Below are 14,308 nucleotides of genomic sequence, written 5' to 3'. Positions count from 1 at the left end.
ACTGGCAGGCGCCACTAAAGGACTGCCTGACCTGAGACGTCACGCAGTCCTTTGCCAGAATACGGTTGATCAGCGGAAATGACGTGCTACAGACTCCGGCGCGTCAGGCACGTCCATATTGATCCGGCGCCAGGCCGCCTGGGCGAAGCTGTACACCGAAAACGCGATCAGCCCAAGTGCCACGATCAGCAATACCAGGCCGCCTGCGGGCAGATCCTGCAAACCGTTGAGCGCATCTTTCATGCCCGGCGGGTGCATGGCCTGATAACTTGAACCGCTCACTGCCAGTAGCACGGCAATTTCGATGAACGCCACGCCGCGGGCGATCAGGCCGAAGCGCGATACCGGACGGACGTACTTCATGACGTCTTCATCGGCCTCGAAATACTTCTCGAAGGACGCCTTGTAGCCCTTGATGATGTGCACAATGCCCAACCCCAGGGGCACCAGGGCGACCACGTAGACCAGCAGATTGGAGTGATCCCAGGACAGAATGGCTGCCAGCAGGTCCTTGGCCTGACCACCACCCGATGAGCCTCCGGAGCTCTTCAGCCCACTGACCAGCAGGCCCAAGGCAAAGAACGCCAGTGCGCCGTAAGTAAAGCCGCCCACCAACAGACCGCCGCGAATCACCAGCCCTTTGAATTCGCGGCCATGATGGTCAACGTCCTGGGTAGCCTGCAAGACACGCCATGCCGCAAACGCCAGCAGACCGACGATCACCACTCCGACCAGAACGCCGCCGAAGGGCTGGCTCAATAGCGCTTCAAGACTGCTGTGGCTGTCGGCCGGCTGCGAGGAGCCCTGCGCCGCCAGTACCGCGAACAGACCGATAATCAGATAAACAACCCCACGGGCGGCATAACCGCCTCGTGCAAGTAGAACAAGGCCGCGTTGCGCCGACATAAATAACTATCCCTGAAAGTAATTACAGGAACAGACCGGGCATAGTCCGAGGGGTTCGACCCGATTGACGACGCGTCGTGTCATACGCCGTCATCGGGTCACGCGCTGTCAGGCAAACGTGGCACCGCGCGCGTTCACGAACACCGAATAAAGCGAATGGCTGCTGGCCATGAACAGCCGATTGCCCTCTCTCCCGCCGAAGCAGACGTTGGCGCAGCGCTCGGGCAGGCTGATATGGCCGATGGCCTTGCCTTGAGGGTTGAACACTCGTACACCGTCGAGTTTCTCCATATCCGCCTTGGGATCACCGTTACCGCCCCAGCCGCACCACAGATTGCCGCTCTCGTCGCACTTGATGCCGTCGATCGCCGCGTAGTCCAGGCCTTCGATGAGCTTGCCCCGCTCGCCCAGCGTGCCGTCTTCGTTGACCGCTATCGCCCAGATGAGGCCGTGGGGTTTGGCGCGCCCCTCGACCACATACAAGGTTTTTTCATCCGGCGAAAAGCACAAGCCATTCGGACCGGCCAGATCATCGATCACCCTGGAGACTTTGCCGTTCGCGGGGTCTATGCGATAGACGCCGAAGGGTTGCTCCTGCTTGACCTTTTGACCTTCGTAGTTGCTTTCGGCCTGGAAGGTGGGATCGGTGAACCAGATAGACCCATCACGTTTGCAGGCGATGTCATTGGGCGAATTGAAAGGTTTGCCCTCGAATCTGTCGGCCAGCACGGTGATGCGCCCGTTGTACTCGGTACGCGTCACGCGCCGCCCCTCGGTGGTAGTGCTGGAGCCCTCACAAACCAGCAGCCGGCCCTGACGGTCGCGACACATGCCATTGGAAAAGTTCGAGTGCTCGCGGTACACCGACAGCTCACCCGTCACCTCGTCCCAGCGCATGATGCGATTGTTGGCAATATCGCTGACCAGCAGGTAGCGACCGTCACCGATCCACACCGGCCCTTCGGCCCAGCGCATGCCGCTGGCCAGTTTCTCGACGCTGGCATTGAATATTCGTATGTGGGTAAAGCTGTCGTCCAGCACACTGACCAAAGGGTCGGGATAACGCTGGGTCAGCGGCTGAGCGCTGGAAAGACGCGGCAATGCGCCAATGGCGGCAACGGTTGCCGAAACGGCCAGCGACTGCTTGAGAAAGCCCCTGCGGCTTTGATCGGGTGTGCTGCCTGATGATGAGAGTTCCATGATGAGCATCCATTATCTTTATTATCGGAAAGGCGCGCGTCTTGCGGCCGCACGTCATCCTACAAGATACCGCTGGGCGGCTTGAATAATGGCCGCGTGCAATCAGACAGCACTGCGTATTATCTGCCGGCTCTCTTATTTGCTGCTGACTGCCGTTTTGCTCTGAACGTATGAAGCCTTTTAGCTGCAACGCCCACAAGAAACGCCGATGGAACCAGCATGACGAATACCGTCAAGGCAAGAAGCATGAACTCTCCATCCTCGCCACCGATTATGCCCAGGGTATTTGTAGCTGAAGCATACAGATCGAGGCCTGTTTCAGTTTGAAGTAGCGAGGCCAGCAGGTCCAAAGCGACAAGCCATTTGGTAAGCAGTACAGAAAGCGCCAGAATCAGCACACTGTGAAGGATGAGTTTCATTTCACATCAAAATCGGAAAGCTCAATACAGTTTTTGAACACTTCATCAAACGATTCGCCCGGAATACCTTCGATGTACCTATAGGTATCAAATGCCATGTCACGCTCCTTGTCCATACATTAAAAACAGCTCAACCGCCTGGCTTTTTAATCCTGTAACGCTCTTTAGCCCAGCTGAAACTACATTGATTTACTGAATACCAGACTACCTGAACGGCGATCATACACTCCATCATCCCGGTCAGAAGATCATGAGGGACTCATCGCAAATTTGTGTTTAACAATAAACATTCATTTGTTTGTGGCGCGTCACGTGGCGGGTACCGACGCCAGGCACCATTCCCCGTTGTATGTGGTTGATCAGTACTGCGAGCAATACTGGCATCAGGTATCGTTACCATCTTTCCCTCTACACTCCAAGGTCCACCATGCCCTCCAGCAAACGCGAACAGGCCCAGACAGATCGGCGTCTGGTGAGCGCATTGACGCACGCCTGCGAGACCGCCAAGGCCTAGATGCCCGGTTTCTGCTGGCTGACTCATGAAGTCGATTACGCAGCATTCCCGGCCAGCCTGCAGGTGGTGTGGGTGTTTGATACGCTGGCCGACAAGAACGCTGCGCTGCAGCGCGGGTTGGACGAGCGCATGATCGGTCTCACGGTAGAGGCACTTGACGATGCCCAGGTCAGCCTGTCGAATGCAGCGGCGCATGTGCATGTCGACTGCGAAGAGCAGTGCCTGCGCGAGAACGCGGGCAACTGGCAGCAGCGCATCAAACGCAAATACGCCAGCCGAGGTTGAGCATGGCCAAGGACATCGAAAACCCGTGCGTTTCCGTGTGCCAGCTCAGCGGCGATCTGTGCGTGAGCTGCGGGCGTACCAAAGACGATATTCGCAAGTGGAAGCGCATGAAACGGCCCGAAAAAATGGCTGCCGTGCAACGCGCGACCCAGCGACTGAAAAGCCTGCAGAAAAAGAGCATTTGAAGCCTAAATTTCATCTTGGGTGCAGAAACTTCTTTAAAATGGTCCGGGTCAGTATTACCCGTGACTCGGTTGCCTGGAGTCGGACGAATTACAGGAGCTTCACTCTTGGTCAGTCATGCAGATCGCCGCAACACCCTTTCACTGGATAGCCTGAATTTCTTCCTTGCCGATGTCCGCGATGGCCTGGGCCCGTATCTGGCGATCTATCTGCTGGCGGTGCACAAATGGGACCCGGCCAGCATCGGCGTGGTGATGACCATTGCCGGCATTGCCGGGCTGCTGACCCAGACACCTGCAGGGGCGCTGATCGACCGCACGCCCTACAAGCGCGCCATGATCGGTGTGGCGGCCTTGTTGGTGACGCTGAGTTGCCTGATTCTGCCCTTCACCTCGTCTTTTTCCGTTGTCGCCCTGACCCAGGCGTTGAGCAGCATTGCGGCCTCGGTATTTGCACCGGCCATCGCGGCCATTTCCCTGGGCATCACCGGGCCCAAAGCGTTTACCCGCCGTACCGGGCGCAACGAAACGTTCAACCACGCCGGTAATGCCTGCGCAGCCCTGCTGGCTGGCGGCTTCGCCTACCTCTTCGGACCTATTGCGGTGTTCTACCTGATGGCCGCCATGGCGCTGGCGAGTATTGTCGCGGTCAGCTTCGTTTCCGCAGACGCCATCGATCACGACGTGGCGCGGGGTTTCGATGCCAGCCACGACGTCAGTGGTCATCAACCGTCAGGCCTTTCTGCGCTGTTGAGCAATAAACCGCTGCTGATGTTCGGTATCTGCTGCGCGCTGTTCCATTTGGCCAATGCGGCGATGCTGCCGCTGGTGAGTCAGAAGCTGTCGCAAATCAATATGCAGATGGCCACACCGCTGACCTCGGCGTGCATCGTCGCGGCCCAACTGGTGATGGTGCCGGCCGCGCTGCTGGTCGGCATGAAAGCGGATGTCTGGGGGCGCAAGCCACTGTTGCTGGCCGGCTTTCTGTTCTTGCCGATTCGCGGTGTGCTCTACACCCTCTCCGATGATCCCTATTGGCTGGTGGCGGTGCAGATGCTTGACGGCATCGGCGCGGGCCTGTTCGGTGCCTTGTTCCCCTTGATGGTCAAGGACCTCACTCAAGGCAGCGGGCGTTTCAACGTGAGTCTGGGTGCGCTGTCCACGCTATTCGGGCTGGGTGCAGCGCTGAGCAACAGCCTGGCGGGCTTTGTTGTGCATGCAGCAGGTTACAGCGCGGCATTTCTGACCCTCGCCGGCGTGGCAGCGGTCGCGTTCTGCCTGTTGTGGCTGGCCGTGCCGGAGACCCTTTCGCGCTCGCATAATGAGCCCGAGCTCAAAGCGGACAATGCCGTGGGCGCGTGACCACCCTTAGTCCACCGTAACCGCCCTCACCCGCCAGCCCTCGCGCTGGCGGGTTGCGATTACCAGACCACCTCCTTCACCTTGCATCCCGCCAACCCAGCGCCCTGCCTCGTCCCACAGACCACTGCGCCCCGCCGACTGCCAGCCGCCGGTCGGCCCGCCATGATTGGCTATCAACACCGGCAGCGAGTGACGGCGGGCATGCCCCGAAAGCAGTCCGGCATCGTATTCATAGCCTCCCGGCGAGATCAGCACACTGGCTGCGTACACCCAGGCTGCGCCTTGCGCCATGCGCTGCGCGTGTTCGGCGTGGGCGAAGTCGGCACACACGCACAGACCGATTCGCTGCTGGTCAACTGGCAGATAGCAGTCCTCGTTGCCGGCGCTGAACACGACGTCTTCGCCGGGATGCAGATATTGCTTGGCGTAGGCGATGACATCGCCCCGAGCGGTGAAGGTCAGTGCGCCAATCAGCACGCTGTCGTCCGGCCCCCTGAGCGGCACGCCAAGGGTGGTCGTCAGTCGCCATTTTTTAGCCAGTGCCACGAGCGGCGCCAGACGCGCATCGCCTGGAAGCAAAGCCAACTCGCGAGCCAGATCCGGCTCGTAGCCTGTGAGTGACAACTCGGGAAACAGCAGATAACGGGCGCCCAGTTCAGCTGCCCGCTGCATAAACGCCAGATGCCCGGAGAGATTGCTTTCGATATCTCCCCGTGCAGAACAGAATTGAGCAGCGGCGAGTATTGGAAACGTCATGAGCTCTCCAGATAAACGGGGTTGGCAGACGCGAGCTTAGCCTGCATCACAGCCGGTTCACACATAGTTACATTTTTACCAACGACCCATGTTGTACGACGTCTTATCTTGTCTGGCAGTGACTGACATCTCATTACAATAAAAAACGGAGATTCACCGCATGCCGCTTACCCCGTCTCTCAAAGAAACGGCCACGCCAGTAGCCGAACCTCGTCTCAAGAAATTTGCAAAATTATTGGGGCCCGGCATCATCGCCGTGCTGTCCTGGCTGGGCGCGGGCGATCTGATCACCTCATCGGTGGCAGGCGCCAGTTACGGCTACGCCATGATGTGGGTACTGGCGATTTCGCTGTTGCTCAGGTTTCTGATCGTCAACATCATCGCCCGCTTCCAGCTCTGCAATAACCAGGGCATGACCATCCTCCAGGGTTACGCGCAACTGCACCCGCTGTTCGCCTGGTTCATGCTTGGCTACGCATTGCTCATGGGGCATTTGATCAACGCCTACATGATCAAGGGCGCCGGCGAGGCACTTGCCATGCTGCTGCACATCGACCAGCCACTGCTCTGCTCCGTCGCAGTGGTAATTGCCGTGTGGCTGTTGGTGGGCCGCAATATCTACGCAATGATCGAAGGCGTGATGAAGGTGCTGCTGGCGATCATGACCCTGGCGTTTCTGACCCTGGCGATCATGTCCGGGCCCGACGTCACCGGCATCATCAAGGGCACCATCGGCTTCAGCATTCCGCCTGATGAGGGCGTGCACGGCGCACTGCTGGTGGCGGTCTCGGTGATCGGTGCCGTAGCCGGGTCGATCGCTAACTTCGTCCACCCTTACGTGATGCGTGAAAAAGGCTGGACCGGCCCGGAGCACAAGCGCATCCAGCGCAACGATCTGCTGTTCGCGGTGATCGTCGGCATCGTCATCAACCTGGCCATCTGGGTGGTGGGCGTCGAAATCCTGCGGCCCAACGGTATTCAGGTCAACACCCTGGCGGACCTGGGCAAGGCCCTGGAAATCTTTTTCGGCCCGCTGGGTTGGTACATCTTCTTCATCGGCGTGTTCGCTACGCTGTTTGCCAGTATTTCCGGCAAGACCACAGCCTTTCCGATGCTGATCACCGATGCTTTCCAGCACATCCAGCCCAAGCGCCGCGAACGCTACGGCAAAGTGTTCCACAACGACCCGATGCACCGGTGGTTCATGCTGTTCATTCTGGTCACCCCGCTGATCTGGTCGCTGCCCGGCATGCCGGACTTCGTGACCCTGACGCTGGGCGTCAACGCGCTGAATATCATCGGATTGCCCGTCATCTCGCTGGGGCTGCTGATCATGTCCAATCAGAAGTCACTGTTGAGCAAGGAATACCGCAACAACTGGTTCGAAAACATCGCGCTGACCTTCGCCACAGGACTGGCGTTGTGGGTGGCGTTTCAGCTAGGGACGGAGTTGCTGGCGTGAGTGAGCAAGGTCCATTTCCTCAACGGAGATGGACCTCACGCGTTATCCCTATTCCCACCACTTGAATCCTGGTCCTCAAGCCCGGGACGCCTGCTGATAGATGCGACGGTTACATCTCCCCTCAACAAACAGCAATAATTCTCAACGGAGATGTTATATTGTATCCATTACTATCAGGAAGTCTCACATGTCGTCTCGTAGAATCGCGTCTCTGGCAGGCTTGGCAATCGGGGTATTGGGCAGCAACAGCTATGGGCAGGAACAGCCGCAGACCATTGAACTGGAAAGCGTCAACGTCACTTCCGACTATCAGTACGAGACGGCGACCAGCCCGGCCCAGGGCTATCGCGCCACCCGCTCGGCCACGGCCACCAAGACCGACACCGCCATCGCGGATATCCCGCAGTCGATCAGCGTGGTACCTGCCTCAGTGCTCAAGGACCTTGGCAGCAACAATGTCGAGCGCGCGCTGGATTTTGCCGGCGGCGTATCCAAGCAGAATAACTTCGGTGGCCTGACACTTTACGAGTACAGCATCCGCGGCTTCACCACGTCCGAGTTCTACAAGGACGGCTTCAGCGCCAACCGCGGTTACCCAGCCACGCCGGATGCCGCAAATATCGAACGTATCGAAGTGCTCAAAGGCCCCGCCGCCAGCCTGTACGGGCGTGGCGATCCGGGCGGCACGGTCAACATCGTCAGCAAAAAACCCCAGCCCGAAGCCTTTACCACCTTGCAGACCAGCGCAGGCAGCTGGGATCGTTATCGCACCGCGCTGGACGTCAACACGCCGCTGGATGAAGAAGGCAATCTGCTTTCGCGGGTCAATCTGGCCGTCGAAGACAACAACAGCTTTCGTGACCATGTAGAGAGCAAACGGGTGTTTGTCGCCCCGTCCTTCAGCTGGCAATTGAACCCTGACACCCGTCTGCTGCTGGAAACCGAGTTCGTGCGCCACACATCGACGTTCGACCGAGGCGTGGTCGCCCCCAACAACAAGTGGAGTGGCGTGTCGCGTTCGACCTTCCTCGGCGAGCCGGACGATGACATCGATAATGACAACAACATGGTGCAGTTCGCCCTGGACCACCAGCTCAACGATGTGTGGTCGCTGCGTCTGGCCAGCCATTACAAACAGGGCGAGATGTCGGGTTTTGCCAGCGAGGCGCGTCCGCTGAATGCCGACGGGCACACGGTCAATCGCCGTTACCGTGAGCGCGACAACAACTGGCATGACAGCATCACCCAGTTGGAGTTGCGCGGCCGTTTCGACGGCCTGGGCGTCGAGCACGAGGTGCTGATCGGCACCGAGTACGAGAACTATCGCAAGAACGAACGCGTCACGACCATCGCCGGCAGCCCCTACGCCATCGACATCTACAACCCGGTCTACGGCCAGCCGAAACCCGCTGGCGCACGCTCCGGTACTGATTTTTACGAGCATGTCGAAAGCCGCGCGCTGAACCTGCAGGACCAGATTGTCTTTACCGACAAGCTGCGCGGCATGATCGGGGCACGCTACGAGCACTTCGATCAGCAGGTCGATGACTTCACCACCAACGCCACTTCCGGGCAGCGCCAGGACGCTTTCACTCAACGCGCCGGGTTGCTTTATCAACTCACACCGCAGGTCGGCCTGTTCGCCAATGCCTCCACCTCGTTCAAGCCCAACAATGGCCTGGACGCCGCCGGCAAAACCTTCGACCCGGAAGAAGGCGTCGGCTACGAAGTCGGAATCAAAAGCGAACTGTTCGACCATCGCCTGAGCACGACCCTCGCCGCCTTTCATATCGAAAAGGAAAACGTTCTGGCCCTGGACCCCGGCACCGACACCAATCGCGCGGTGGGCAAGGCTCGCAGCCAGGGCTTCGACGTGCAATTTACCGGGCAGGTCAGCGAAGCCGTTCGGCTCATCGGTGCCTTCGCCTACATCGACGCCGAAGTGACCAAGGGCGACCAGAGCATCCCCACGGGCAGTCGCATCCTCGGTGTCGCCAAACACAGCGGCAGCCTGCTGGGCGTCTATGAGTTCCAGGAAGGCGCGTTGCGCGGCTCGGACGTGGGCGCGGCGTACACCTACGTCGGCGACCGCTCGGGGCAGTCGGGCGCTGACTTCGAGTTGCCGGCCTACCAGACCGTAGACCTGCTGGCGCATTACAAAGCCAGCGACAACGTCACGGTGGGTTTGAACCTGAACAACATTTTCGATGAAAAATACTACGAGCGCTCCTACAGCAACTACTGGGTCGCGCCTGGCGAACCGCGCAACGTTACGGTCAGCCTGACCCTCAGCCTCTGACGCCCATGAGACCCGGTCCAATACACCTCCGCTCACAACAACAAGGACGCATCATGCTTTCAAGCAAACCTTTCCTGGCCCTGAGCCTGCTCGGCGCTCTGTTCACCAGTCACGTCAATGCGCACGGTCTGTGGACCGAACAGCGTCGCGGCAATATCGAAGTGGTCTACGGTCATGGCGCCGAAGACAACGCCTTCAAGGCGCAGAAAGTCAGCGGCGCGTGGGCCTACGACCTGCAGGGCAAAATGATCCCGGTGACGGTACAACGCCTTGACGACCACGCGCGTCTGGTGCCGCTCAAGCCGCCTGCGGTCATGAGCGTTGCGCTGGATAACGGCATGTGGACGCGCGACGCCGAAAAGAAATGGATCAATGAGGGCCGCAGCAAAGTACCCAATGGCACCGACTCCATCCACACCTTCAAATACAGCGTGGCGATTTACGCCGAAGGCGCGCACCTGCCAGCGTTCAACAAACTGAATTTCGTGATCGTGCCGCAGACCGATCCCTTGAAAGTCGGCGCAGGCAAACCACTGCCGGTGCGCGTACTGATCGACGGCAAACCCGCCGCCGGTATCAAACTGATCGGCGATTACCGCAGCGTACCGGACGTCGTCAGCGCTGAAACCGATGCACAGGGTCTGGCCAGCGTCATCGTGCGTAACGAGGGGCTGAACATCATCGCCGCCGAAGTCACGCTGCCAGTCAAGGACAACGCCGACATCGCCGAACGCGGCTTGTTTACCTCGCTGACGTTTGTCGGTGAGGCGCATCATGACTGATGACGCGCAGTAGCAAATTGCTTCTATTCAGGTACGCAAAGTATCTTCGGCCGACGTTGCCGGAGAACTTTGCTGATCGAACCTTGCGCGTGCCTGCTCGATTGCCTGTCTGTTATTGCTTGCCCATGCGGACAGCATTTCCAGCTGCGGTTTCAATGAGTGGCCGAGTTCGGTCAAGTCATAGCAAACAAGGTCGACGCCTTGGTCAGGCAGTCGGGCTCAATCAACGAACCCGTCCAGTCGAGGTGTACAGACCATTCCCCAAGAGCCTGACCATGGGATGCGTGCGCGAATATACAATTTTGTACAAAATAGATACATCAAGCTAAAGGCCCCGCTGTTGCGGGCCGATAGGCGTATTAAACAAGACTCCACAAATGCTCCGGGACCGGAACCTCAATGAAAATCACGCCTTTCGACACCACCCCGATCATGAATATTCAGGTCGTGACCTCAACGCCAGCTTCGGTGACAGAAAGCTCCGCAGTGTCAAGTGTCACACCTTCAGCTGTTAAGGTTCAGATCTCGAATGAAGGCCAGGAAAAACTCGAAAGTGAAAAGAACGCAGACATCGATCAGTCCGGCCTGCCTGAGGACGTCAAGGAAGTCTTGAAAAACATCCGCAAGCTTCAGGATCAGATCGCTGAAAAGAACCAGGAATTGATGGAACTGCTGAACGACAAGACCCTGTCGGAAGATGAGAGGAAACGGCAGAGAGAGCTTTTGACCTCCACCATCAGAAGCATGCAATCAGCGTTGTCCCAAGCCACGAGCGCGCTGAATAACGCGATGTCGTCCAATAATATGGACTCCGACAGCCGTAGCCAGGCCAAGGGCCTGATCGGGATGAAATAGGCGTCACGCATCGACCGGGCCCTGAATATTTCCAGCGGGCGCAATGCTCCGCCGGAATAGCAGCTTGCCAGCACAGTAAAATCTGGCAACGCCGCGCGCCCCCCAGAAACCCGCAATATTCCCTTTAGTAAACAAAGTTTCCAGAAACCTCTGGACGCTGGATTTCCTTTCGCCTATAAAACAGCCTTCAAGAATATTAAATTCCTGTAGAGAATTTTATTCGTCGACGAAAAACCTCTGCATCTGACCTTTTTCGCCCTGCGCCGAACTGCCGCCACCCTTCAGAGGACACGCCATGCAACACGAGAAGAACCATTTCATCCTGAAGATCAGCTGCCCGGCGACCTCCGGCATTGTCGCGGCGGTGACTTCCTACCTGGCTGGCAACAGCTGCTACATCGGTGAAATGGCCCAGTTCGACGATGAGTACAGCGGCACCTTTTTCATGCGCGCCGTGTTTCGTTTCAACGATGGTCATGAGGGCGACATCCAGCAGTTGAAAGCTGGCTTCGATGCCGTGGCCAGCGACTTTGCCATGCAGTGGGAGCTGCATGACACGCGCCGGCCGATGCGTGTGCTGCTGATGGTCAGCAAGTTCGATCACTGCCTGACCGACCTGCTGTACCGCTACCACAAGGGCGAAATGGACATGACCATCACCGCCATCGTCTCCAATCACCTGGATTTGCGACCGATGGCCGAACGCGAGGGCATTCGTTTCATTTACCTGCCCGTGACCAGGGAAACCAAGGCTGCGCAGGAAGCCGCGCTGATGAAGGTGGTCGATGAAACCGGCACCGAGCTGGTGGTGCTGGCCCGCTACATGCAGATTCTCTCCGACGACCTGTGCCAGCAACTGGCGGGTCGGGCGATCAATATCCATCACTCGTTTCTGCCGGGTTTCAAGGGTGCCAAGCCCTACCACCAGGCTTACGAGCGCGGCGTGAAGCTGATCGGCGCCACCGCGCATTACGTCACCAGCGACCTGGACGAAGGTCCGATCATCGAGCAGGAAGTGCAGCGCGTCGATCACGTCTACCTGCCGGCCGACCTGGTCGCGGCGGGACGCAATAACGAAACCATCGCGCTGTCGCGGGCCGTCAAATATCACCTGGAGCACCGCGTGTTTCTCAACACGGATCGAACGGTGGTGTTCCGATGAGCGCACACATCATCGACGGCAAGGCCGCCGCCGCTCGCGTTCTGCAACAGGTCAGACACGATGTAGAAACCCTGAAGGCCGAAGGCATCGAACCGGCGCTGGCGGTCATTCTGGTCGGTAATGACGCGGCCAGTGAGGTCTACGTACGCAACAAGATCCTGCGCGCCGGGGAAGCCGGCATTCGCTCGCTGGAGCACCGCCTGCCGGCCGACAGCAGCCAGGCACGCTTACTGGCGTTGATTGTCGAATTGAACGCCGACAACACGGTAAACGGCATTCTCCTGCAACTGCCCTTGCCCGCTCACATCGATGAAAACCGCGTCCTGCAGGCTATCGACCCGGACAAGGACGTTGACGGTTTTCACAGTGAAAACGTCGGTGGCCTGAGCCAGGGGCGCAACGTACTGACGCCCTGCACCCCCAGCGGTTGCCTGCACTTGCTGGAAGAAACCTGCGGCGATCTGAGCGGCAAGCATGCGGTGGTGATCGGTCGCTCCAACATCGTCGGCAAACCCATGGCGGCTCTGCTGCTGCAAGCGCATTGCTCGGTGACGGTGGTGCATTCGCGCAGTACCGACGCCAGGGCCTTGTGCCAGTTGGCCGACATCGTCGTGGCGGCGGTTGGCCGTCCGCGCCTGATCGATGCCAGCTGGCTCAAGCGCGGCGCGGTGGTGATCGACGTCGGCATCAACCGCATCGAGGACCATGGCCGCAGCCGCCTGGTGGGCGATGTCGATTTCGCCAGCGCCACCGAAGTCGCCTCTGCCATCACCCCGGTCCCCGGCGGGGTCGGCCCGATGACTATCGCCTTTCTGATGAAAAACACCGTGACTGCTGCCCTGCAGCAGGCCCACGCGCAACGCAGCCAACCGGAGGCCGTATGCCTTTCAACCTGTTGAAATACGGGCTCAGCTCGCAGTACCCGGTCGAGGTGGATCTGCCTGCGCCCAAGGAACTGAAGTCCTCCTACGACGTGGTGATCATCGGCGGCGGCGGGCATGGCCTGGCCACCGCTTACTACCTGTCGAAATACCACGGCATCACTAATATTGCCGTGCTGGAAAAAGGTTACCTGGGCGGCGGCAACACAGCGCGCAACACGGCGGTGATCCGCTCCAATTACCTGACCAGCGAAGGCGTGAAGTTCTATACCGAGTCGGTGAAGATGTTTCAGGGCCTGTCCAACGAGTTCGACTTCAACATTATGTACTCCGAGCGCGGCCAACTGACCCTCGCGCATACCGATGCCACGGTCCGTTCGTTCCGCCAGCGCGCCGAGGTCAACAAGCATTTCGGCGGCCGCACCGAGATGATCGACCGCCAGCAGATCCGCGAACTGGTGCCGAGCCTCAATCTGGACCCCGGCCATCTGCCGGTGCTCGCCGGCCTGTGGCACATCGACGGCGGCACCGCCCGGCATGACGCGGTCGCCTGGGGTTACGCCAAGCAGGCGGCCAAGCGTGGTGTGGAGATTCATCAACTGACCGAAGTGCAGGAACTGGTGATCGAGAACGGCACCATTAAGGCGGTGAAGACCAATCGCGGCACCATCCAGTGCGGTTGCGCCGTGCAGGCGGTGGCGGGCATGAGTTCGCAGATGATGAAGAAGGCCGGGATTCGTTCGCCGATCCAGACTTTCCCGCTGCAAGCGATGGTCACGCAACCCTTCAAGCCGTTCCTCGACCCGCTGGTGAGCTCGTCCGCCCTGCATTGTTATGTGCAGCAGACCAGCCGTGGCGAAGTGGTGTTTGGCGGTGGCTCTGATCCCTACCCATTGTTCAACAGCCGCTCGACGCTGGAACTCAAGGAAAGCCTGCTGGCCCACGCCATCGAGATGTTTCCGTTTCTGGCCAACGCCAAACTGATGCGCCAATGGGCCGGGATCACCGACATGACCCCGGATTACAGCCCGATCATGGGCCTTTCGCCGGTCAGGAATTACTACCTGGATGCGGGCTGGGGCACCTGGGGCTTCAAGGCCACGCCTATCTGCGGCAAGACCATGGCCGAACTGGTGGCCAGCGGCGGCAAGGTGCCCGAGTTGATCAGGCCGTTCGCGCTCGACCGCTTCTCGACCTTTCAGCAAGTCAACGAAATGGGCGCAACAGCGGCCAGCCACTGACG

General features: G+C 59.1%; 13 protein-coding genes and 1 pseudogene. 10 read left to right on the top strand and 4 right to left on the bottom strand.

Going from position 1 to position 14,308, the window contains the following annotated elements; genetic code table 11:
- Positions 1-69 precede the first annotated feature (69 nt).
- The 3 genes from KUIN1_RS11730 to KUIN1_RS11720 all read right to left on the bottom strand — a co-directional run bounded on the left by KUIN1_RS11730 (position 70) and on the right by KUIN1_RS11720 (position 2,525).
- The gene (locus KUIN1_RS11730) at positions 70-906 is read right to left on the bottom strand and encodes a DUF1206 domain-containing protein (protein ID WP_152091989.1); all 837 of its coding nucleotides are present in this window, start codon (positions 904-906) and stop codon (positions 70-72) included.
- Between the two features lie 108 nt (positions 907-1,014).
- Positions 1,015-2,115: an SMP-30/gluconolactonase/LRE family protein gene (locus tag KUIN1_RS11725; RefSeq protein ID WP_011267530.1), complete on the bottom strand. Its 1,101-nt coding sequence runs from the start codon at positions 2,113-2,115 to the stop codon at positions 1,015-1,017.
- Positions 2,116-2,225: 110 nt separating this feature from the next.
- Positions 2,226-2,525, bottom strand: coding sequence for a hypothetical protein (locus tag KUIN1_RS11720; RefSeq protein WP_024638451.1), 300 nt, complete (start codon positions 2,523-2,525; stop codon positions 2,226-2,228).
- A 427-nt stretch (positions 2,526-2,952) separates the two neighbouring features.
- On the opposite strand from KUIN1_RS11720, the pseudogene KUIN1_RS11715 reads away from it, so the two are divergent.
- The 3 genes and pseudogenes from KUIN1_RS11715 (at position 2,953) to KUIN1_RS11705 (ending at position 4,868) form a co-directional block, all read left to right on the top strand.
- A pseudogene (locus tag KUIN1_RS11715) lies at positions 2,953-3,324 on the top strand (hypothetical protein).
- 2 nt (positions 3,325-3,326) lie between these two features.
- On the top strand, positions 3,327-3,509 hold the full coding sequence (locus KUIN1_RS11710) for a DUF1289 domain-containing protein (RefSeq protein WP_116892752.1): 183 nt from the start codon (positions 3,327-3,329) through the stop codon (positions 3,507-3,509).
- A 105-nt stretch (positions 3,510-3,614) separates the two neighbouring features.
- Positions 3,615-4,868: an MFS transporter gene (locus tag KUIN1_RS11705; RefSeq protein ID WP_024638453.1), complete on the top strand. Its 1,254-nt coding sequence runs from the start codon at positions 3,615-3,617 to the stop codon at positions 4,866-4,868.
- A 6-nt stretch (positions 4,869-4,874) separates the two neighbouring features.
- Here the strand turns inward: KUIN1_RS11705 and KUIN1_RS11700 are convergent, their stop codons facing one another.
- Complete coding sequence (locus KUIN1_RS11700; RefSeq protein ID WP_116886824.1) at positions 4,875-5,624, bottom strand: carbon-nitrogen hydrolase family protein; 750 nt, start codon at positions 5,622-5,624, stop codon at positions 4,875-4,877.
- A 160-nt stretch (positions 5,625-5,784) separates the two neighbouring features.
- Between KUIN1_RS11700 and KUIN1_RS11695 the strand changes: the two genes are divergently transcribed.
- From KUIN1_RS11695 to KUIN1_RS11660, 7 genes are all read left to right on the top strand, one after another.
- Positions 5,785-7,086 (top strand): Nramp family divalent metal transporter, encoded by a 1,302-nt coding sequence (locus tag KUIN1_RS11695; protein ID WP_003407872.1) that lies wholly within the window; start codon positions 5,785-5,787, stop codon positions 7,084-7,086.
- A gap of 187 nt (positions 7,087-7,273) precedes the next feature.
- The gene (locus KUIN1_RS11690) at positions 7,274-9,385 is read left to right on the top strand and encodes a TonB-dependent siderophore receptor (protein ID WP_116886825.1); all 2,112 of its coding nucleotides are present in this window, start codon (positions 7,274-7,276) and stop codon (positions 9,383-9,385) included.
- 53 nt (positions 9,386-9,438) lie between these two features.
- The gene (locus KUIN1_RS11685; protein WP_116886826.1) at positions 9,439-10,167 is read left to right on the top strand and encodes a DUF4198 domain-containing protein; all 729 of its coding nucleotides are present in this window, start codon (positions 9,439-9,441) and stop codon (positions 10,165-10,167) included.
- 399 nt (positions 10,168-10,566) lie between these two features.
- The gene (locus KUIN1_RS11675; protein WP_024640944.1) at positions 10,567-11,022 is read left to right on the top strand and encodes a hypothetical protein; all 456 of its coding nucleotides are present in this window, start codon (positions 10,567-10,569) and stop codon (positions 11,020-11,022) included.
- A 295-nt stretch (positions 11,023-11,317) separates the two neighbouring features.
- On the top strand, positions 11,318-12,184 hold the full coding sequence (gene purU, locus KUIN1_RS11670; protein ID WP_003407853.1) for a formyltetrahydrofolate deformylase: 867 nt from the start codon (positions 11,318-11,320) through the stop codon (positions 12,182-12,184).
- Complete coding sequence (folD, locus tag KUIN1_RS11665; protein ID WP_116886827.1) at positions 12,181-13,083, top strand: bifunctional methylenetetrahydrofolate dehydrogenase/methenyltetrahydrofolate cyclohydrolase FolD; 903 nt, start codon at positions 12,181-12,183, stop codon at positions 13,081-13,083. Before purU ends, folD begins: the two co-directional genes overlap by 4 nt.
- Entirely contained in the window at positions 13,065-14,306 is a 1,242-nt protein-coding gene (locus KUIN1_RS11660; protein WP_057457805.1) for an FAD-dependent oxidoreductase, read from the top strand. The genes folD and KUIN1_RS11660 overlap by 19 nt, the downstream gene beginning before the upstream one ends.
- Positions 14,307-14,308 lie beyond the last annotated feature (2 nt).

The sequence above is a fragment of the Pseudomonas sp. KUIN-1 genome, from assembly GCF_009176725.1.
In the GTDB taxonomy this organism is placed as follows: domain Bacteria; phylum Pseudomonadota; class Gammaproteobacteria; order Pseudomonadales; family Pseudomonadaceae; genus Aquipseudomonas; species Aquipseudomonas fragariae.
This window is presented reverse-complemented; position numbering and strand designations above follow the sequence as displayed.

What these genes read in the sequence shown, in the direction of transcription:
- KUIN1_RS11730 (WP_152091989.1), bottom strand. Translation starts at nt 906, where the DNA reads ATGTCGGCGCAACGCGGCCTTGTTCTACTTGCACGAGGCGGTTATGCC.
- KUIN1_RS11725 (WP_011267530.1), bottom strand. Translation starts at nt 2,115, where the DNA reads ATGCTCATCATGGAACTCTCATCATCAGGCAGCACACCCGATCAAAGC.
- KUIN1_RS11720 (WP_024638451.1), bottom strand. Translation starts at nt 2,525, where the DNA reads ATGAAACTCATCCTTCACAGTGTGCTGATTCTGGCGCTTTCTGTACTG.
- KUIN1_RS11710 (WP_116892752.1), top strand. Translation starts at nt 3,327, where the DNA reads ATGGCCAAGGACATCGAAAACCCGTGCGTTTCCGTGTGCCAGCTCAGC.
- KUIN1_RS11700 (WP_116886824.1), bottom strand. Translation starts at nt 5,624, where the DNA reads ATGACGTTTCCAATACTCGCCGCTGCTCAATTCTGTTCTGCACGGGGA.
- KUIN1_RS11695 (WP_003407872.1), top strand. Translation starts at nt 5,785, where the DNA reads ATGCCGCTTACCCCGTCTCTCAAAGAAACGGCCACGCCAGTAGCCGAA.
- KUIN1_RS11690 (WP_116886825.1), top strand. Translation starts at nt 7,274, where the DNA reads ATGTCGTCTCGTAGAATCGCGTCTCTGGCAGGCTTGGCAATCGGGGTA.
- KUIN1_RS11685 (WP_116886826.1), top strand. Translation starts at nt 9,439, where the DNA reads ATGCTTTCAAGCAAACCTTTCCTGGCCCTGAGCCTGCTCGGCGCTCTG.
- KUIN1_RS11675 (WP_024640944.1), top strand. Translation starts at nt 10,567, where the DNA reads ATGAAAATCACGCCTTTCGACACCACCCCGATCATGAATATTCAGGTC.
- purU (WP_003407853.1), top strand. Translation starts at nt 11,318, where the DNA reads ATGCAACACGAGAAGAACCATTTCATCCTGAAGATCAGCTGCCCGGCG.
- folD (WP_116886827.1), top strand. Translation starts at nt 12,181, where the DNA reads ATGAGCGCACACATCATCGACGGCAAGGCCGCCGCCGCTCGCGTTCTG.
- KUIN1_RS11660 (WP_057457805.1), top strand. Translation starts at nt 13,065, where the DNA reads ATGCCTTTCAACCTGTTGAAATACGGGCTCAGCTCGCAGTACCCGGTC.